Source organism: Endozoicomonas sp. OPT23, from assembly GCF_009653635.1.
Lineage (GTDB): Bacteria > Pseudomonadota > Gammaproteobacteria > Pseudomonadales > Endozoicomonadaceae > Endozoicomonas_A.
Genome location: NZ_PPFD01000009.1, coordinates 167,932 through 185,877 on the forward strand (window position 1 = coordinate 167,932; position 17,946 = coordinate 185,877).

Sequence of the window (17,946 nt, forward strand, 5' to 3'; positions counted from 1 at the left end):
TATAAACGATAGCCAGCAAGGGCTTGCGGCTCGATGAAAATAAACACTCAAAGGTTACCCACAGAAACTGTGGATAACTTTGTGGATGAAGTTGTTCAACAACTCCAGAACTCCTATAAACCCTACCCCTTAGTTAAATTGATCAATTTTTGATCAATTATTTTTTCCTTATTTTTCAATACTTTATAAGAACAACTTAAGAAAATCAGGGTTTTACGTCAGTGTCTGTATTCTGACGTCAAGGGGTTGACATTTGTGCATAAAAAACCATTGACGTAGAGTTATCAAGCCCTGCAACAGCAAATAAGGGCTATTTTGGTACGATCTTCGCTGTTCTTGTTAATAACTGTTAGTTATTAAACGACCGCTACCACAAGCTGAGATTCGAGTGCAGTTTTATCTGCCTGTCCACGATTTTAGGACAGGCAGATGGATACCGAGCTATCAGTCGATCAAACCGTACTCATTTTTAAGAATCTCAACAATTTCAGCTTTAGGGTTATCAGATAGATGCACAGGCTGCCCTGTAATTTTTTCAGCAATACCTGTGTAGGTTCTGGATACATCCATCAACACACTTTCCGGCAGCTCATTATCTGCTGCCAGCGCCTGACGCTCTTCCATGCGATCCTTGTTCAGCAATATATCGGGATCAGGAAAGTGATTCAGCAACAACTGACGAAAGCCTTCCTTGGAGTTTTCCACAACCCTGCCGTCACGATACGCCGCGCCATCCCAGATCCGTGATGAGTCAGGCGTACCCACTTCATCCATATAGATCAGCTTCTCACAGCCTTCTGCATCAGTGACATAGCCAAATTCAAACTTGGTATCAACAAACACCTGATCCAGTCCCGACAGTGTTTCGCTGATCAGGTCAAAGCCTTCCTTAAGCAAGGCTTCATAGCGTTCAATATCGTCGCTGCAGGAGAAATTAAAAGCCTGATAGTTGGCTTCTATATCCTTACGGGTGATATTCACGTCATCCACTTCAGGAACACCAAGAATACCCTTAAGGATACCTTTGGTAGAAGGGGTAATCAGCAACCCTGGCAGCTTCTGGTCTTTTTCCAGACCATCAGCAATCTCAATACCACAGAACTCTCGCTCACCTTTTGAATAGCTGCGCCACATGGAACCGGTAATGTATTGACGGGCAATAGCCTCAATCATAATCGGGCGAGCTTTCTGAACAATCCAGACAAAGGGATGAGGAATATCAAGAATATGACTGTCAGCCAGCCCCTGCTCACGGAACAACCTGAACCAGTGGTTGGAAACGGCGTTCAAAGCAGCGCCCTTGCCCGGCACACCATTCATGCCACCCTCACCCTTCCAGATACAGTCAAAGGCACTGATGCGGTCGGAGATCACCATAATGGCCAATGGCGCATCAGCAGCGACGTTGTACCCTTTCTCCTGGATCAGGCGACGACTGTCAGCTTCTGTCAGCCAGTATACGGAGCGAACTTTACCCGAGTGCACAGGCAGCTCAGTTCGAATAGGCAGGTCGTTATTAACGGCCAGTACTTTATCAGCAAGACTCATTGCCAATATCCTGTAATTTTATTGTGATGAATGATCGGTGAGGTAGTTTTTGGCCTGTTCAGAGCTGACTACTTCTTAGAATTATAACTATTACTCAATGGGGTGTTTTTTAACCACCCGAAGAACTCAATGAAAAAAGCCGGTTAAAACAACCGGCTTTTTTATGGTACTCAAAATTATTTCAGATTTTCTTTTAGCTGATTCAAAAGCTTCAGACTGGTTTCAGACGGTGCCGAAGTATTGGCATCCTTCTCAACAGAGACCCGAACCGCTCCAGACTGCTCCGCTACGCGTACACGTAATTCTTCGGTGGACTCAGACCCTTTTTCATCATCTGCCTTATCATCACCGCCGAACCAGCCACTAAAGAAACCTTTTGATTCCTTCTTTTTGGCATTAACGTCAGAGGATAGATAGAAGAGACCCGCAGAACGGTTACGGTCCATAATATTAAAGCCGGATTCTTTCAACGCTGCTTCTACTGCAGACCAGCTACGGGCAAAGGATAAGTTGCTCAGACGCAACTGAGGGTTGCCAGCACCGTCCTGTTCAAGAACGGCAAGTTCACCCAGGTTCAAATCCTGAGCCAGCAGAGAAACAGATTTCTCCTTACCGGACTCAGCAATAAATAACATCAACTCACTCAGCACTGCGTCATCAAGCTGATTACTGCGCTCCGGCATGTTATTCCACTGTTCCGGCTCAGCCTGAACACCTTTTGCCAGAGGACGACCTTTGTGCTTAAGGTGAACTTCCGCACTGTCTGGCTGAACGCCCTGGCGAACTTCGATCAAAAAGCGATCTTCCATTGGGCCGGTAACTTCCGCTCCCAACAATTTATTCACGTTGCGAGCAAAGAAACCCTGCTCCGAGTCCTTGCCAAGGTTTTTCCAGTCAGTTTCCAGATAGCCCTGCTGAATATCCTGAATCGCTACAGGCAGTTGCTTAGCGCCGACAAAATCCTGAATCTGAGACCAGACTTCACCCGGTGTACTGCCACTGATAAACAACCAGCGGTCAGCACCCTGTCGTTCAATGGAGAGATCCTGACCTTCTTCCTGACTCAAACGCTGGTCTGGACGAGGTACTTCAAAGTCACCGGAAAGATTGTCATGACTTGCGGAAATGGCTGGAATAACCAGAGAATCACCCATGGGCTGGGTATTCAATTCCTTAGGGATTACTAACGACTCAGTCACCCGGGCCTGGGTGTAATCACCGGATTTGTCCCGGAAATAACCCTGCTTACCAAATGGGTTGCTGCAGCCCACCAGCACCAGAGCACAGGCCATGACTGGCAGGGTTTTCATCACTCGAGACATAGGATCTCCATTCAAAAAGCCAGATAAATAAAGCATTATGCTTTAGGTTCTGTTGAAACAACAGTCCCGACCACAGGCTTCAGTGCCTTTATCGCAGTCGGGCTTTGTTCTTCTTTAAACCCGTTCTTTTTTAAATCAGTTTTTCTAAATCAGCTTTTAAATCAATGCTGCCTGCGCCAGCGCATCACGCAGTACCGGCTCAAACTCCTCAGATAACCTGGTCAGCGGCAGGCGAATGCCGTGCCCCATATGACCCATTTCAGCCAATGCCCATTTCACAGGAATAGGGTTCGCTTCAACAAACAGCTTCTGATGAAGAATATCCAGCTTACTATTAATCTGCTCTGCCGTTGCACGATCACCGGCAATAGCCGCAACGCACATTTCGTGCATCAGTCGTGGCGCAATATTATTGGTGACAGAAATAACACCATTAGCGCCCTGCAACATCAGTTCCATACCGGTGCCGTCATCTCCGGAGTAGATGGCAAAGTCTTCTCCGCAGAGTTCACGAATCTGTGTACCGCGCTCAAGAATGCCTGTAGCTTCCTTGATACCGGCAATGTTTTTATGGCCCGCCAGTCTTGCTACGGTTTCCGGCAACATATCCACAGCGGTACGACCTGGCACATTATAGAGAATCTGGGGAATATCTACGGCATCAGCAATGGTTTTGTAGTGCAGGTAGAGACCTTCCTGAGTTGGCTTGTTGTAGTACGGTGTTACCAACAAACAGGCATCAGCACCAAGCTCTTTGGCATTTTTGGTCAGCTGAAGGGCTTCATGAGTAGAGTTAGCACCCGTTCCGGCAATAACCGGAACCCGGCCATTAACCTGCTTTACAACACTGCGGATAACGTCGCAGTGCTCATTGACATTAAGAGTGGCGGACTCGCCGGTGGTGCCTACAGCCACGATACCATCGGTGCCTTCCTTTATATGGAATTCAACCAGATCGTGGAGTCGCTTCCAGTCCAGCGCCCCGTCGTCCAGCATAGGGGTAACAAGGGCTACAAGGCTTCCGGTAATCATTTATTCCACTCCAGTGGGTAATATTGAAGGCTGTGGTAATGTTACTTACGGATACTACCAGAAACAAGGCTAGAAACATCGCCTGTGTAGACTTCCCCCCCAACCTCCTACAGCTATATACTGGCTTATAAGGAAAGACAAACTGAACTTGCTCACGCAGCGCTTGTCAAACCACCGATAACAACAGGATTAAGGATCAAGAATGAGTTTCTCCCTGGGCCAGACAGTGACTGAATTTACTGCGCAGGCCACCAGCAACACCACAGTGACCCTCTCTGAATTGAAAGGCAAGAAGGTTGTCATCTACTTCTACCCCAAGGACAACACACCGGGCTGCACCAGCCAGGGCCAGACTTTTCGCGACCTTTACCAGGAATTTCAGGACGCAGACACTGTTATCTTTGGCGTTTCCAGAGAAAGCCTGAAGTCTCACGAAAACTTCAAGGCAAAACATGAATTTCCGTTTGAACTGATCTCCGATCCTGACGAAGAACTGTGTAAGCTGTTTGATGTGATCAAGCTGAAGAAGATGTACGGCAAGGAATACATGGGGATTGAGCGCAGCACCTTCCTGATCGATCGTCAGGGAGTGATGCAACACGAGTGGCGTAAGGTTCGTATCAAGAATCACGTTGAGGATGTGCTGCAGGCGGCACAGACTTTGGACTCATCAGCACCCGAGACACCTTAATACCCGGTACTCTTTTTATAATGTCAGCACTGCTCATAACTTCCTATAAACAGCGCTGACGTTATTTAATACTTTTGTCAGGTATCCTGAACATTGGGCCAGGCATTCATCACCGCTTTCAGCAATGTTGCCAGTGGAATCGCGAAGAATACACCCCAGAAACCCCAGACTCCCCCGAATACCAGTACTGCGATAATAATTGCCACAGGATGCAGGTTCACAGCTTCAGAGAACAACAATGGCACCAGCACATTGCCGTCCAGCGCCTGGATAATGCCGTAAACAATCATCAGTACCATAAAATCCTGACTGCCGCCCCACTGGAAAAATCCAATAATGGCGACCGGAATGGTTACAACCGTCGCACCAATATAAGGAACAACCACTGACAGCCCCACCAGAATAGCCAGCAATACCGCATAGTTCAGTCCCAGATAGGCAAAGGCTATAAAGCTGACTACGCCAACAATAAGAATCTCGATCGCCTTACCACGAATGTAGTTGGCAATCTGTTCGTTCATTTCGTCAGCTACCTGCAGAATCAAACGACGCTGTGTTGGCAGGCGAGTTCCAACCCAGCCCAGCAACTCATCTTTATCCTTGAGATAGAAGAACACCAGAATCGGCACCAGAATCAGATAGATCATGATACCTACAACACCGGGCAGCTTGGAGATAGAGAAAGACAGCGCCCATTGACCAAAGCCTGCCAGATGACCACTGATGGTTTCAGCAACCATCAACGCCTGATCTTCCGAAATAAAGGCAGGGTACAGTTCCGGTAATTCTCTCAGCAGCTTCTGACCTTCCCGCACCATCGATGGCACTTCATTCAAAAGCCCGGTCACCTGCTGCCATACCAGCGGTACAAGCACAAAAACGGCCGCAAACATCAACGCCATAAAGATGATAAAGACAACATTGACGGCAAGAATATGAGGTAACTTTCGATGCTGCAGCCAGTTCACTGTACCTTGCATCAGGTAAGCTAAAACCAATGCTGCCAAAGCTGGCGCCAGCATCTGCCCCATAAAGATAATGACAAGAAAGCCTGAAGCCAGAATTAAAAGCAGTACCAGAGCTTCATGATCAGAAAGGTATCGGTGCAACCATCCCCTTATGAAATCCTTCATCAATAACTTCCTTATTTAAGCTTCAGGGTATGAATGAAAACACCGGAGTCTTCTTCAGAGGCCAGTAGCTGATGGCCACTTATTTTGGCAAAGCTGGCAAAGTCTCTCACCGAACCGGGATCGGTCGCTACTACCCTGATCACCTGTCCTGACTGCATCTTGCTCATGGCCTGCTTTGCTTTCAGCAACGGCAGGGGGCAGCTCATCCCTTTCAGGTCGAGCTCAAGATCTACTTCTGTCATGGTAATGACGCATCTCCCCTGATGACGGCAAAGTCCAGACGTTCTGCCTGACCTTGTTCGATGTTATGCTTAAACCACCCATCAGAACAGAAAACAATCCGGGGCTCAAGGATTCCCCCCCTTTAGATAGCGCCTAGCTAGCATTAAAGATACAGACACCTTATTACTGCATTTGCATCAATTGTGTCGATAGCTTGTAAAGTCCCTGTAGTGGTTTGAGGCTGATACACTATAAAGTTACAGTGTATCGCTGATTGATTGCTTACTAGACTGATTACTTAATAGTAAGTAACAAGACATACGAATTCATAAGCGGTTTGCCCACCATAGCTGGGAGAACCGCCATTTAATATTCGACAACGTATGTCTACACACTTATTACCGGAGTACGGATATTCTATGAAACAACCGGGTTTCCTGCTGGCAGCCCTGCTGAGCGGATGGCTCAGCCTGAATTCAGCAGAAGCACAAGCATCAACCGTCGAACTGCCCAGCCTGGGAGATACGACGTCCGGTATCGTTTCGCCGCAACAGGAATACGAGCTGGGTCAGACCTACCTGAAATATCTACGCAGTCGCACCAGAACCATCAGTGATCCACAAGTAAAATCCTACCTTGAGCGCCTGATCTATCGCCTGGCCGAGTTCAGTGACATTAACGACCATCGACTCAGCACCATGGTGATCAACAGCCCCAACCTGAACGCTTTTGCTGCACCCGGCGGCATTATAGGCGTCAATGCCGGGCTGTTTTTCCATGCCGACACTGAAGGTCAGTTTGCTGCAGTACTGGCTCACGAACTGGCTCACCTGAGCCAACGTCACTATGCCCGCAACGTTGAAGATGCACGCAACAAGCGCCTGCCGACTGCCGCCGCTATTCTTGCCTCGGTTATTTTGATGGCAGCCGGTGGCGGTGATGCCGGTGTCGCAGCTTTATCCACAACGGTCGCAGGCATCCAGAGCAGTCAACTAAGATTCAGCCGCCAGTTTGAGCGGGAAGCAGACAATATTGGCATTGTAACCCTGGCGAAAGCAGGCTTTGATCCTCAGGCGATGCCGGAAATATTTGAGAACATGAACAAGTCCAGTCGATACCAGAGTCGCCCACCGGAGTTTTTATTGACTCACCCGGTGACCGACAATCGTATTGCTGACTCAAAAGCCAGAGCTGCACAGTTACCGCGCAAAGGTCGCGCCGACAGCCTTGATTATCAGTTCACCCGCATGCGTTTGCTGGTATTAAGCGCTGCTGACCCCGCACAATATGCTCGCCAGCTGAAGAAAGAGCTGGAAACCGGCCACAGTAGCTCACCGGATGTTTCCGGCTACGGTCTGGTCATAGCTGATATCAAGTCTCGAAACTATTCATCAGCAGAGAAAGCACTGGTACCTCTGTTGAAAAAGTACCCTAACAACCTGTCACTGGTCATGGCTCAGGCACAGCTTGAATCAAAATCAGGCAGGGCCAGAAAAGCTCTTAGACGCATCAATAAGGCTCTGGAAATTCACATAGATTACTACCCGCTACTGGCAGAGAAAGCCAGCATCCTGACCGGCATGAAGAAATATCAGAGTGCAGAGAAAATTCTTCTGAAGCTCAGCAGGCAACGACCTGATGATCCGGATATCTGGTATGACCTTGCAGAAGTTCAGGGACAAGCCAAGGATATTCTGGGCCTGCATCAATCCAGGGCAGAGTATTATTTTCTTGCAGGCAATCTTGACGATGCCATTCAACACCTTGAATACGCTTACGAGATGGCCAAAGAGAATTACTCACTGAAAGCCAAGATTGAAAGCAAACTGATTGAAGTACGACGATATCAGGACAAGTTAAAGAAAGGTCAGTAGTAAAAACACATAACCAAAAAAGCCGGGGTAGTCACTCTCTGTAACTGCCCCGGCTTTTTATTCTACGATCAGTTATTTCTTGATCATATTCTTCAGGTTATTATCCGCCTTCTCACCATATGGAGGCAGCATGCCACCCAGCTTTGGCAGGTTAACTTTCGGTGCAGTGTAAACAGCCTTATTATGGCTGAAAGTCTTGAAACCGTCATAACCGTGGTAGTTACCCATACCACTGTCACCAACGCCACCAAACGGCAGGTCTTCACAGCCGATATGACCCATCACATCGTTCACGGTAACACCACCTGAAATGGTGTTATCCAAAACTTTGCGCAGCTCCTTGCTCTTCGGATTACCAAAGTAGTAAAGCGCCAGAGGACGTGGACGGTCATTGATAAAATCAAGGCAGTCATCCAGCTTGCGATAGCTTTTCACATTCAGGATTGGGCCAAATATTTCATCCTGCATCACCTTCAAATCATCAGCAGGTTCAACAATCAGAGTCAGAGGAATCTTGCAGGTATCTTCCTGCTGAGAGAAATCTTCATTGGCCGGATTGATTTCACGAACATCGGCACCCTTGTCTTTAGCATCCTGCAGATAACTTTGCAGACGCTCATAGTGACGCTCATTAACCACAGACGTGTAGTCTGGATTCTTCAACATATCCGGGAACTGCTCAGAAACTGTTTTGATCATCAGCTGCAGGAAGTCTTCACGAATATCTTCCGGCACAAACACATAATCTGGAGACAGACACACCTGACCGACGTTCAGAGCTTTACCGCTGACAAGACGAAGAACGGTTTCTTCCAGATCGGCATCACGGGAAATAATGACCGGCGACTTGCCACCCAACTCCAGTGTCACTGGCACCAGATTTTCAGAAGCCGCACGCATGACATGCTTGGCAATACTGGTCGCACCGGTAAAGATCAGGTGATCCAGAGGCAAACCGGCAAAAGCGGCACCTGCTTCAGGACCACCGACGAAACCGGCACACTCATCATCGCTGAAGTACTTTTTGAACAACTCATGAAGCAGCTGCGAAGTTGCAGGCGTCACTTCCGAGAACTTGATCATGGCACGGTTACCAGCCGCGAATACGCCAACCAGTGGTGTGATGACGGTATTAACCGGAAAGTTCCAGGTACCCAGAATACCAATAACACCTTTTGGCTGGTATTCAACCTGCGCTTTACCACCCAGGATATTCATCGGAAAAGCCACTTTACGCTTTTCCGGCTTCATCCAGCCCTTGATCTGCTTACGGGTGTATTTAACCGATTCGATACACGCGTATATATCCGCCATCAATGACTGGTGTCTTGAGCGATGACCAAAATCCGCTGACAGTGCGTCTGCCAGATCACTGGCATTATCATGCACCAGATCCAGCAGACGATTCAGTCGATCGATACGAACTTCTTCACTGACAACACCTGTATCAATACAGGCTCTTTTCTGGCGTTCCAGCACAGCCATCATTTCAATGGAGCTGGTATCAATTTTTTCCTGAACTGTCATCAAACCATCCTCTTATTATTTTTTTATCCGGGGAACTGTTCTGACGCATTTCGCGCATTATTGAAATCGAGAGTGTTGAGGTCGAGAGTATTCCGATTCGAATGAGCGAGAATCGTCCGAAATGATGACATGAAGGGAGAAAATGAGAAAGGTGTCTTAAGGGCTTAAGTTAACCCGGCTCAGGATCAGAACCGGGTTAATAAAGAAGGCTGAATCAACCTGCCATTGAAGCAGTGAAATCAAGCATTCTCTGAAGAGGAATCAGGGATTTAACTCGCAGCGCATCGTCTACCTCAACCACGTTCAGCTCACCTGGCTGTTCCAGACACTGAACCAGAGCTTCCAGCGAATTCATTGCCATCCACGGACAGTGCGCACAACTCTTGCAGCTTGCGCTTTCACCAGCAGTTGGCGCTTCAATGAAAGATTTTTCAGGGGAAGCCTGCTGCATCTTGTAGAAAATGCCGCGGTCGGTTGCCACGATAAAGGTATCGTTAGGCATCTCGACAGAGGCTTTCAGTAATTGACTGGTAGAACCCACCACATCCGCTACTGACACTACCGAGTCCGGAGACTCCGGATGAACGAGCACAGCCGCATTTGGATAGACTTTTTTAACGTCTTCAATGCCCTTGGCTTTAAACTCTTCGTGAACAATACAACTGCTATCCCAGAGCAGCATATCGGCATCGGTATTCTTGCGAATATAACTGCCAAGGTATTTGTCCGGACCCCAGATAATTTTCTTATCCTGATCCATAAGATGCTCAATGATATCCACCGCACAACTGGAGGTAACAACCCAGTCGGCTCTTGCCTTTACAGCAGCAGAGGTATTGGCATAAACCACCACTTCACGATCAGGATGTTGATCACAAAAAGCTGAAAACTCATCGACAGGACAGCCAATATCCAGAGAACACTCTGCTTCCAGAGTTGGCATCAGAACGGTTTTTTCCGGACTGAGGATCTTGGATGTCTCGCCCATAAAACGAACACCGGCAACTACCAGCGTGTCAGCTTCGTGCCGACTACCAAACCGGGCCATTTCCAGAGAATCGGCAACATAGCCACCGGTTTCTTCTGCCAGAGCCTGAACAACAGGGTCAGTATAATAATGCGCCACCAGAACAGCATTCTTCTGCTTCAGTAGCTCTTTGACCCGTTCTTTCAGGGCCTCTTCTTTTGCTTCGCTCAGAGTTTCGACCTGGCCACCCTGCAGGTGTCCACGGACAAACTCTTTATCAGTCAGTACACTCATAAAATCTGTTTGACGGTCTCTTTAAAGACAACGGTTACGCAAATTGCGGGCAATTCTATCATAAACGAAGAAAACAGGCAGCAGGCTTATTAAAATGAAGAAAAATAGAGGAGAAGTACAAAGAAGAAGTGGTGGGTCGTGTAGGATTCGAACCTACGACCAATTGGTTAAAAGCCAACTGCTCTACCAACTGAGCTAACGACCCGACGCGGCAAAATACTACTCTCACCAGAAAAAGTTTCAAGCCTTTCGCCTTGCTTTTTTATTGCGACTTTTACCTACCCTTATCACTGGCGAAGCCGCTGATTGTCAGCTATCACTAGGGTGCGCTCTCTGTTTGCTGCGAGAGTCGTCACACCAAACTCAACCGATCAATGGAAGTGGCACCATGCATGCACTGCTGGCCATGCTGAAACATGAAACCAATGCGTTTTCTCCCATTAAAACTGATCTCATCCGGTTTCAGCAATGGACCTACCTTGAAGATGAGCAGGTCGCTGCGAGACTGAATAATACCAACTCAGCCATAGCGGGCTACCTCGAACTGGCACAGCAGCACAACTTTACAGTGGACACCCCTCTTGCTGCCGAAGCCATGCCTTCCGGCCCCAGTGATCATGAAACTTACTGGCAGCTTAAAGAAAAAATCGTCAGTCGTGTTGATCGTCACGACTGCCTGATGCTCGACCTTCACGGCGCCATGGTGACAGAATCGACTCTTGATGCTGAAGGTCAAATCCTTCAGGAAATCCGACAGGCATACCCTGACCTTCCTGTTGCCGTTTCATTAGACTTTCATGCCAATATCAGTGAAGAGATAGTCGACAACGCCACGGTGATCTGCGGTTATCACAGTTATCCACATACGGATATTCGTGAAACAGGCCTTAGAGCAGGGACTTTACTGCTGGATTTTATGGCAGGAAAAACCGAACCAGTGATGAGTTTTGGTCAAATACCTCTGGTTTCCCATACCTTGAAACAGGGAACGGATGATGAGCCCTTTAAAAACATTATGGCTCTTTGTCGAACGCTCGAACAATCGGAACATATTCTCGATATCAGTTTCTTTGGCGGTTTTCCCCACTCAGACACCCCTGACGTCACTCCTTCGATTATTGTGATCAGCGATGGTCACGCTGAACTTGCCGAACAAGTGCTTGATCAAATCATGCAGAAAGCATGGCAACTGCGAGCTGACTTTATCTATCAGCACTACCCTATCTCCAAGAACCTGAACAAGGCTCAACGCCAGAAAGACACCGTACTATTACTTGATCACTCGGATAACTGTGGCTCTGGCGGCACACAAGATGTAATGACGGTTATCGAAGCGGTTCTGGCGAAGGGTCTGGAAGACGTTATTGTCGCTGCAGTCTATGACCCTGCAGCGGTTCAGCTGATGCAAGTGGCCGGTATAGATCAACCCATTACCGTTGAGCTGGGCGGAAAACACAACCTGCCCGCACTAAAGAGGAAAGGAAAACCACTGACACTTACCGGCAAAGTAAAAACACTCACCGATGGGCGCTGGAAAATTCAGGGAGAGATGTATAACGGACTGGAAATCAATATGGGCCCAACAGCGGTTTTTAAAACCAGCAATATGACTATTATCGTCACATCACGTCATATTGAACCCTGGGACAGGGGTATTTTCATAGCCTGCGGCATCAACCCTGAACAGCATAAATATATTCTGCTCAAAAGCCGCATCCATCACAGAGCCAGCTTTAGAGTCATTACCGAGAAAGAGATTCTTCTGGACGGTGAAGGTGTGACGACTTCGGATTATGCCAAACTCCCCTTTAAACACCGACCAGACAAACTCTACCCCTTTAATCAGGCGTAGAATTCATGAACTGTTTGCCCGCCGCAGGTGGGCAAACAGCAACTCAATATTCTATTACACGTGTCTGCACACTCAGAGTGTTGTACTCAGGCATAACGGGTTGGATCAACCAGACCAGCCTGCTCAAAACCCAGCTTACGATAATGACAGCTGTCACAAGCGCCACAAGCTCTGCCTTCATCATCAGCCTGATAACAGGAGACCGTGATACCGTAATCAACCCCCAGCTTTGTGCCTTCCTGAACAATCTCGGACTTCTTCAACTTCAGTAGAGGGGCTCGAATATGAAAGCAATCACCTTCGATGCCAGCCTTGGTAGCAAGGTTAGCCATAGTTTCAAAAGCCTGAAGATATTCTGGACGACAGTCAGGGTAACCCGAGTAATCGACATCATTGGCACCGATAAAAATATCCCTGGCGCCCATAATTTCAGCCCAACCTAATGCCAGAGACAGGAATACGGTATTACGCGCAGGAACGTAAGTAACAGGAATGCCCTCACCCACTTCTTCCGGCACATCAATACTGTCGTCTGTCAGTGCTGAACCACCAAGATCTCGCAAGTTCAGCTGCACAGTTTTATGACTGGTCGCACCATGAGCTTTAGAGACTTTTTTAGACGCTTCAAGCTCTGAACAATGACGCTGACCATAGTCGAAACTCATGGTGTAGCATTCATAGCCTTCATTTTTGGCCATCGCCAGAACGGTGGCGGAATCCAGACCACCGGATAACAGAATTACAGCTTTCTTTGTCATAAGGTTTCTTAAACGCCTGCTTTGTCGCCCCAGATTACTCTGTGCAACTGAATCTGAAAACGTACGGGTAATCGATCAGCAAGAATCCATTCAGCCAGATCCCGAGGAGACTGCTGATCGTTAACCGGAGAGAAAAGTACATCTGACACTTTTTCTGTCAGGTTGTATTCCAACAGTTTACTCACCGACCAGTCATAGTCATCACGACCGGCAATAACAAATTTCACTTGATCGTTTCTGCTAAGGTACTGAATATTTTCGTAGAGGTTACGATGGCTTTCACCAGAAGCGGGTGGTTTAAGATCCAACACCTTTACCACTCTCTCGTCGACTTTTGATACATCCATGGCACCACTGGTTTCCAGAGAAACCTCCAGCCCTTTCTCCAGCAATCTGTCCATGAAGGGCAGACAATTCGGCTGTCCCAGTGGCTCACCTCCTGTGACACAGACATGACGAGCGCCATAGCCCACCACCTGTTCAACCAGATCATCCAGTGAAACTCGCTCACCACCGTGAAAAGAGTACTCAGTATCACACCAGGTGCAACGGAGCGGGCAACCTGTCAGGCGCACAAATACCGTTGGTAAGCCCGTGGTTCTGGATTCACCCTGCAACGAGTAAAAAACTTCAGTAATTCTTAGGGTTTCTGCCGTCATGTAACGCTCGCCTGTGATCAAGGCGGGCAATACTAGCAGTACCTATTAATGAGGACAATTTTGAGCGAAGCACGACTGTGCAACTTTACACAGCCGTCAATCAAAATGGATCAAATATTCTTCAGATAGGTTTCGGACAATCGTGCAGCGGCGGTACCCGGATGGTTGGCAACAACGCCTTCCAGCTGTTTTTTAGCCTCTGCTTTCTTGCCTTGCAGATCAAGAACCTTACCAAGCTTATACCCTGCATCCGGCACTTTTGAGCTGGCAGGAAAATCAGTAATTACAGATTTAAAGTCAACCATGGCTTCAGCGTACTTACCCTGAGCCATTTGAATCTCACCCAACCAGTACAACGCATTATCCGCATAAGAACCTTTCGGGTAATCCTTCAGCAGCTGCCTCATCGCTGCCAGAGCCTTACCAAACTCTTTGTTTTTTATCAGCTCAAAAGCATTCTGGTAAGCCTGCTGCTCTACGAGTGATTCCTCTTGAACATTCTTTTGGAAATTCTTTTTCGGTGTCGGCTGAGATAGCGCAGCAGGAACTCTGGTTTCAATGGATGCTTTACTGCCACTGCTACCTTCCATCTGCTCGACCAGTTTGGAAATACGGTCATCCAGGTCCAGATAACGGTCTCGATTTTCTTCTTCCAGCTGTCTAATGCGATGCGCCTGCTCTTCCAGCTGACCTCTCAACGTCATGTTTTCCTGTCTCAGCTCATCAAGCAGATTCAGAATATGCGCAGTCCCTGTCGACCCTGTTGCAGCTTCAGCCACAGCAATCGTCTGAACCACTCTGCTGCCAGCCGGCTGAGAATCCACAACAGGCACATCCGCCAGAGCAATAGCTGAGTTCATCATTACAACCGTTGCCAGCATATGTTTCAGATGCATGTTGTCTTTCCGTTTCTAAATGTGAATGCCTTAAACAAAAAATGCTGCAGCCAGCGTTGGCTGGGTGCAGCATTTTTTATTGCACTGAACTAACAGTACCGAATTAACGGTACTGAAGTCTGAAAAATAGTCAGACTCAGTTGGTCACGATGTGTGCACGACGGTTCTTAGCCCAGGCTGCTTCTGTGTGAGCAGGGTCCAGAGGCTTCTCGAAACCGAAGCTGATCACTTCGATACGACCAGCAGAGACACCCTTGGCAACCAGGTAGTTCTTAACGGCATTAGCACGACGCTCGCCAAGAGCCAGGTTGTATGTACGGGTACCGCGCTCATCGGTGTGACCCTGAATGATGATCTGCTTGCCACGACCTTCACGGGAGTTCAGGTAAGCGGCCTGTACGTCCAGAGCTTTGTAATCCAGATCTTTCAACTTGGAGCTATCAAAAGCAAAGTTGTACGTGGTTTTATTCAGCAGTTTACCGATTTGTTCAGGAGTAGCTTTTACTACACCGGTATCAATAACAGCCTGAACCGCAGGGTCCAGAACCGGCTTAACTTCAATAATGGTTTCAACTGGTTTAGCACCATCGGTTTTATCAACACCGGACGTGCTCTGACCACCAGTAGATGCACAGCCTGCCAGCCATAAAGCAGTTGCAGACAGGGCGGCAGCCTTTACAAAATTGGCAAAACGCATGACAAGCTCCAATTATTCAAATTCGTAAGTCAGTTTCTCTGACAGCCATAGGCTGAAGAATTATATTTAATGACTGATGCAGTACAGTATCAGAACTCATCACTGCGGACTAGCCCGAATACCATAGGCTTCAGAAGATTTATTGCGGAAAACCGAAATAAGAGACAATTATCAGCTTTTTCGAAAATTCCCGCAGCAAATCAAGTCATTCGCATCAATCTCTGGCCGGACCCCAGACCGGTTCACGGACGTCACCTTCAGCGGAAGGCAGGCGGTATTTCACTCGCCCATCAGCAGTAACAATACCCAGTTCACCCTGTTCGCCACCCTGAACAGCATAGATCAGACGACGACCACCAGGAGAAACACTGGGAGAATCTTCCAGTCTTGCAGAGGTCAACATTCTCAGGCGATTAGTATCAAGATCTAATACGGCAATATTGAAGTCAGCCGCCCCTTTACCCTTGTGAACCATGGCAATAGATTTGCCATCCGGGAATGCCTTGGCTCGAGCATTAAACCTACCTTTAAAGGTCAGTCGCACCGGCTTATCGTCCGCCGTCATTGTGCCGTCAGCCTGTGGCTGAACACCCAACTGGTAAATCTGGGCACTGCCACCACGGTTGGAAGTAAAGATCAGGCTCTTGCCATCAGGCATCCAGTCCGGCTCAGTATCAATGGAGAAGGACCGGGTTAACTGGCTCAGTTTTCCGGTTTCCAGGTTCTTCACATAAATATCCGGGTTATCACCTTTGGATAACACCAATGCTAGCCACTTACCGTCCGGTGAAAATACTGGCGAGCTGTTCAGCCCCCTAAAGCCGGTTACCTTGTCACGCTTGCCAGTTGCCAGTTCCTGAACAAAAATAGCAGGTCTTCCTGATTCAAAAGAAACATAGGCAACCTTGCTGCCATCAGGAGACCAGGCAGGAGAAAGAATAGGTTCACGGGAACGAACCACTTCACGCTGTCGTTGACCGTCCGCATCAGCATAATTGAGACGGTAGTCTGTACGATCAACATTCCAGCGTTTGGCGGTCACATAAAGAATCCGTGTCGAAAAGTCACCGGGGATACCCGTAATTTTCTGGTAAACCGCATCACTGATTCGATGCGCCAGATTTCTCAACTGACTTTCAACACCTCGAAAACGCCCTGTAGCGATACGTTTTTGCTGTGTAATGTCGTATAGCTGATAGGAAACATCGTAGATGCTGCCGCTCTGAGTAATACGGCCTGTCACCAGATAGGACGTTCCCAGAAGGCTCCAGTCACGGTAGACCACATCGGATGCTTTTGACGGAAAGCTCAGCATTTCCGCTCTCGGTATTGGCGCAAACAATCCGCTCAGTTTGAGGTCATTGTCTACCACTCCCGACAGGTCTTCAGGCAACAGGCGCTCGCCTTCCCAACTGAAGGGTGCAACCGCAACCTTTACTGCCTTGTCATTACCCTGCGTCACCTCAATAGTCAGTATTGCGTGCGCCGATGACGTAAATATTTGCAAGCTGACCAGCACTGCCAGCAGCCAGAAACGGACGATGGTGTCTTTCGCTCTCAAGGAGCCTGTCCTGTGTATTGCCTTGATCATCTCACCAGATCCTCTGGCCTAAACCTGAAGTTAATTGTCTTGAAGTAGTTATTAAACACCCGTCGCTCGAGTTTTTTCAACTCGGGAAACGGTGCGGCCAGTTTTACCGCCTGAATAACAGAGCGATCATAAGCTTCATCACCACTTCCCGTTACCAGCCTGACCGACAGTAAGTCACCAAAAGGCGACAGCTTCAGCTGAACTACGGCCAGCATATTATTTCGGGCACTGGGTGGCCGATTCCACTGCTGAGCAACCAGACCTCTCAGCACACCAGTATAATAGTCAGCCTGTGACAGGTCTTTTTCTTCCTGTTCAGCCGCTGCCAGCAAAGCAGACTCTCTCGCTTTTTGCTCCTGTGCAGCTCGAAGCCTTTCCTGATCTTTATGCTTTTGCGCTTCCTGCTGCTTGCGTCGTTTATCTTCAGCCAGCTTTTTCTGGCGCAGTTTCTCTTTACGCTCAGCTTCTTCCTTTTCACGCTGAGCTTTTTCACGAGCGTCCTTCTGACGCTTCAGGGCAATTTCTTTCTTTCGTTTTTCTTCGGCTTTACGACGTCGATCTTCCAGTCGTTTTTTTCTAGCCTGATCGTCAGTTCGCTTGCTGGCCTTGTCATCCCTTGAGGGTTGAACCTGTGACTTAGGTTTTATTTTTGGTTGGGTGATTTCCACAACACTGGCTTTGATAGACTTTGGTGGCGCAATCACCACTTTTTCCTGATCAGACCAATTAAGTAACAAGACTACGACAACCAAAGCATGAAGTAGCACAGAAACCAGAATAGGAAACCCATAACCACGGAAAATGGCACTTTTCAGCAGAGGCTTTTCCAGCAGTGGCTGTCGAAGCTTGCCAGCCTTTCTTTTCTGAGAACTCTTCATTACTG

General features: G+C 48.0%; 16 protein-coding genes and 1 tRNA gene. 3 read left to right on the top strand and 14 right to left on the bottom strand.

The window, feature by feature from the left end:
* Positions 1-444 precede the first annotated feature (444 nt).
* The 3 genes from EOPP23_RS20170 to dapA all read right to left on the bottom strand — a co-directional run bounded on the left by EOPP23_RS20170 (position 445) and on the right by dapA (position 3,902).
* Complete coding sequence (locus EOPP23_RS20170; RefSeq protein WP_153767786.1) at positions 445-1,548, bottom strand: phosphoribosylaminoimidazolesuccinocarboxamide synthase; 1,104 nt, start codon at positions 1,546-1,548, stop codon at positions 445-447.
* Between the two features lie 176 nt (positions 1,549-1,724).
* Positions 1,725-2,870 (bottom strand): outer membrane protein assembly factor BamC, encoded by a 1,146-nt coding sequence (bamC, locus tag EOPP23_RS20175; protein ID WP_194842691.1) that lies wholly within the window; start codon positions 2,868-2,870, stop codon positions 1,725-1,727.
* A gap of 156 nt (positions 2,871-3,026) precedes the next feature.
* Entirely contained in the window at positions 3,027-3,902 is an 876-nt protein-coding gene (gene dapA / locus EOPP23_RS20180) for a 4-hydroxy-tetrahydrodipicolinate synthase (protein WP_153767788.1), read from the bottom strand.
* A 202-nt stretch (positions 3,903-4,104) separates the two neighbouring features.
* Between dapA and EOPP23_RS20185 the strand changes: the two genes are divergently transcribed.
* The gene (locus tag EOPP23_RS20185) at positions 4,105-4,593 is read left to right on the top strand and encodes a peroxiredoxin (RefSeq protein ID WP_153767789.1); all 489 of its coding nucleotides are present in this window, start codon (positions 4,105-4,107) and stop codon (positions 4,591-4,593) included.
* 77 nt (positions 4,594-4,670) lie between these two features.
* On the opposite strand, the gene EOPP23_RS20190 is transcribed toward EOPP23_RS20185, so the two are convergent.
* Positions 4,671-5,726, bottom strand: a complete 1,056-nt coding sequence (locus EOPP23_RS20190) for an AI-2E family transporter (protein WP_153767790.1) — start codon at positions 5,724-5,726, stop codon at positions 4,671-4,673.
* A gap of 11 nt (positions 5,727-5,737) precedes the next feature.
* On the bottom strand, positions 5,738-5,968 hold the full coding sequence (locus EOPP23_RS20195; protein WP_153767791.1) for a sulfurtransferase TusA family protein: 231 nt from the start codon (positions 5,966-5,968) through the stop codon (positions 5,738-5,740).
* A 399-nt stretch (positions 5,969-6,367) separates the two neighbouring features.
* On the opposite strand from EOPP23_RS20195, the gene EOPP23_RS20200 reads away from it, so the two are divergent.
* On the top strand, positions 6,368-7,822 hold the full coding sequence (locus tag EOPP23_RS20200; protein ID WP_194842692.1) for a M48 family metalloprotease: 1,455 nt from the start codon (positions 6,368-6,370) through the stop codon (positions 7,820-7,822).
* Between the two features lie 72 nt (positions 7,823-7,894).
* Here EOPP23_RS20200 and EOPP23_RS20205 read toward each other — a convergent pair whose 3' ends face one another.
* The 3 genes from EOPP23_RS20205 to EOPP23_RS20215 all read right to left on the bottom strand — a co-directional run bounded on the left by EOPP23_RS20205 (position 7,895) and on the right by EOPP23_RS20215 (position 10,815).
* Positions 7,895-9,349: a coniferyl aldehyde dehydrogenase gene (locus EOPP23_RS20205; protein ID WP_228550816.1), complete on the bottom strand. Its 1,455-nt coding sequence runs from the start codon at positions 9,347-9,349 to the stop codon at positions 7,895-7,897.
* A gap of 214 nt (positions 9,350-9,563) precedes the next feature.
* Complete coding sequence (gene nadA, locus EOPP23_RS20210) at positions 9,564-10,610, bottom strand: quinolinate synthase NadA (protein ID WP_153767793.1); 1,047 nt, start codon at positions 10,608-10,610, stop codon at positions 9,564-9,566.
* A gap of 129 nt (positions 10,611-10,739) precedes the next feature.
* Positions 10,740-10,815: transfer RNA gene (locus tag EOPP23_RS20215), tRNA-Lys, on the bottom strand.
* A 183-nt stretch (positions 10,816-10,998) separates the two neighbouring features.
* On the opposite strand from EOPP23_RS20215, the gene EOPP23_RS20220 reads away from it, so the two are divergent.
* Complete coding sequence (locus tag EOPP23_RS20220) at positions 10,999-12,462, top strand: M81 family metallopeptidase (RefSeq protein ID WP_153767794.1); 1,464 nt, start codon at positions 10,999-11,001, stop codon at positions 12,460-12,462.
* A gap of 86 nt (positions 12,463-12,548) precedes the next feature.
* Here the strand turns inward: EOPP23_RS20220 and queC are convergent, their stop codons facing one another.
* The 6 genes from queC to EOPP23_RS20250 all read right to left on the bottom strand — a co-directional run bounded on the left by queC (position 12,549) and on the right by EOPP23_RS20250 (position 17,941).
* Complete coding sequence (queC, locus tag EOPP23_RS20225) at positions 12,549-13,220, bottom strand: 7-cyano-7-deazaguanine synthase QueC (RefSeq protein ID WP_153767795.1); 672 nt, start codon at positions 13,218-13,220, stop codon at positions 12,549-12,551.
* Positions 13,221-13,228: 8 nt separating this feature from the next.
* Complete coding sequence (queE, locus tag EOPP23_RS20230) at positions 13,229-13,879, bottom strand: 7-carboxy-7-deazaguanine synthase QueE (RefSeq protein ID WP_153767796.1); 651 nt, start codon at positions 13,877-13,879, stop codon at positions 13,229-13,231.
* Positions 13,880-13,989: 110 nt separating this feature from the next.
* Complete coding sequence (ybgF, locus tag EOPP23_RS20235; protein WP_153767797.1) at positions 13,990-14,775, bottom strand: tol-pal system protein YbgF; 786 nt, start codon at positions 14,773-14,775, stop codon at positions 13,990-13,992.
* A gap of 136 nt (positions 14,776-14,911) precedes the next feature.
* Entirely contained in the window at positions 14,912-15,472 is a 561-nt protein-coding gene (locus EOPP23_RS20240; RefSeq protein WP_153767798.1) for an OmpA family protein, read from the bottom strand.
* 214 nt (positions 15,473-15,686) lie between these two features.
* The gene (gene tolB / locus EOPP23_RS20245) at positions 15,687-17,063 is read right to left on the bottom strand and encodes a Tol-Pal system beta propeller repeat protein TolB (protein WP_153767799.1); all 1,377 of its coding nucleotides are present in this window, start codon (positions 17,061-17,063) and stop codon (positions 15,687-15,689) included.
* Positions 17,060-17,941 (bottom strand): cell envelope integrity protein TolA, encoded by an 882-nt coding sequence (locus EOPP23_RS20250; RefSeq protein WP_153767800.1) that lies wholly within the window; start codon positions 17,939-17,941, stop codon positions 17,060-17,062. Before EOPP23_RS20250 ends, tolB begins: the two co-directional genes overlap by 4 nt.
* Positions 17,942-17,946: the final 5 nt, after the last annotated feature.

Excerpts from the sequence above, each read along its gene's own strand:
- EOPP23_RS20170 (WP_153767786.1), bottom strand. The coding sequence starts at position 1,548 with ATGAGTCTTGCTGATAAAGTACTGGCCGTTAATAACGACCTGCCTATT.
- bamC (WP_194842691.1), bottom strand. The coding sequence starts at position 2,870 with ATGTCTCGAGTGATGAAAACCCTGCCAGTCATGGCCTGTGCTCTGGTG.
- dapA (WP_153767788.1), bottom strand. The coding sequence starts at position 3,902 with ATGATTACCGGAAGCCTTGTAGCCCTTGTTACCCCTATGCTGGACGAC.
- EOPP23_RS20185 (WP_153767789.1), top strand. The coding sequence starts at position 4,105 with ATGAGTTTCTCCCTGGGCCAGACAGTGACTGAATTTACTGCGCAGGCC.
- EOPP23_RS20190 (WP_153767790.1), bottom strand. The coding sequence starts at position 5,726 with ATGAAGGATTTCATAAGGGGATGGTTGCACCGATACCTTTCTGATCAT.
- EOPP23_RS20195 (WP_153767791.1), bottom strand. The coding sequence starts at position 5,968 with ATGACAGAAGTAGATCTTGAGCTCGACCTGAAAGGGATGAGCTGCCCC.
- EOPP23_RS20200 (WP_194842692.1), top strand. The coding sequence starts at position 6,368 with ATGAAACAACCGGGTTTCCTGCTGGCAGCCCTGCTGAGCGGATGGCTC.
- EOPP23_RS20205 (WP_228550816.1), bottom strand. The coding sequence starts at position 9,349 with ATGACAGTTCAGGAAAAAATTGATACCAGCTCCATTGAAATGATGGCT.
- nadA (WP_153767793.1), bottom strand. The coding sequence starts at position 10,610 with ATGAGTGTACTGACTGATAAAGAGTTTGTCCGTGGACACCTGCAGGGT.
- EOPP23_RS20220 (WP_153767794.1), top strand. The coding sequence starts at position 10,999 with ATGCATGCACTGCTGGCCATGCTGAAACATGAAACCAATGCGTTTTCT.
- queC (WP_153767795.1), bottom strand. The coding sequence starts at position 13,220 with ATGACAAAGAAAGCTGTAATTCTGTTATCCGGTGGTCTGGATTCCGCC.
- queE (WP_153767796.1), bottom strand. The coding sequence starts at position 13,879 with ATGACGGCAGAAACCCTAAGAATTACTGAAGTTTTTTACTCGTTGCAG.
- ybgF (WP_153767797.1), bottom strand. The coding sequence starts at position 14,775 with ATGCATCTGAAACATATGCTGGCAACGGTTGTAATGATGAACTCAGCT.
- EOPP23_RS20240 (WP_153767798.1), bottom strand. The coding sequence starts at position 15,472 with ATGCGTTTTGCCAATTTTGTAAAGGCTGCCGCCCTGTCTGCAACTGCT.
- tolB (WP_153767799.1), bottom strand. The coding sequence starts at position 17,063 with ATGATCAAGGCAATACACAGGACAGGCTCCTTGAGAGCGAAAGACACC.
- EOPP23_RS20250 (WP_153767800.1), bottom strand. The coding sequence starts at position 17,941 with ATGAAGAGTTCTCAGAAAAGAAAGGCTGGCAAGCTTCGACAGCCACTG.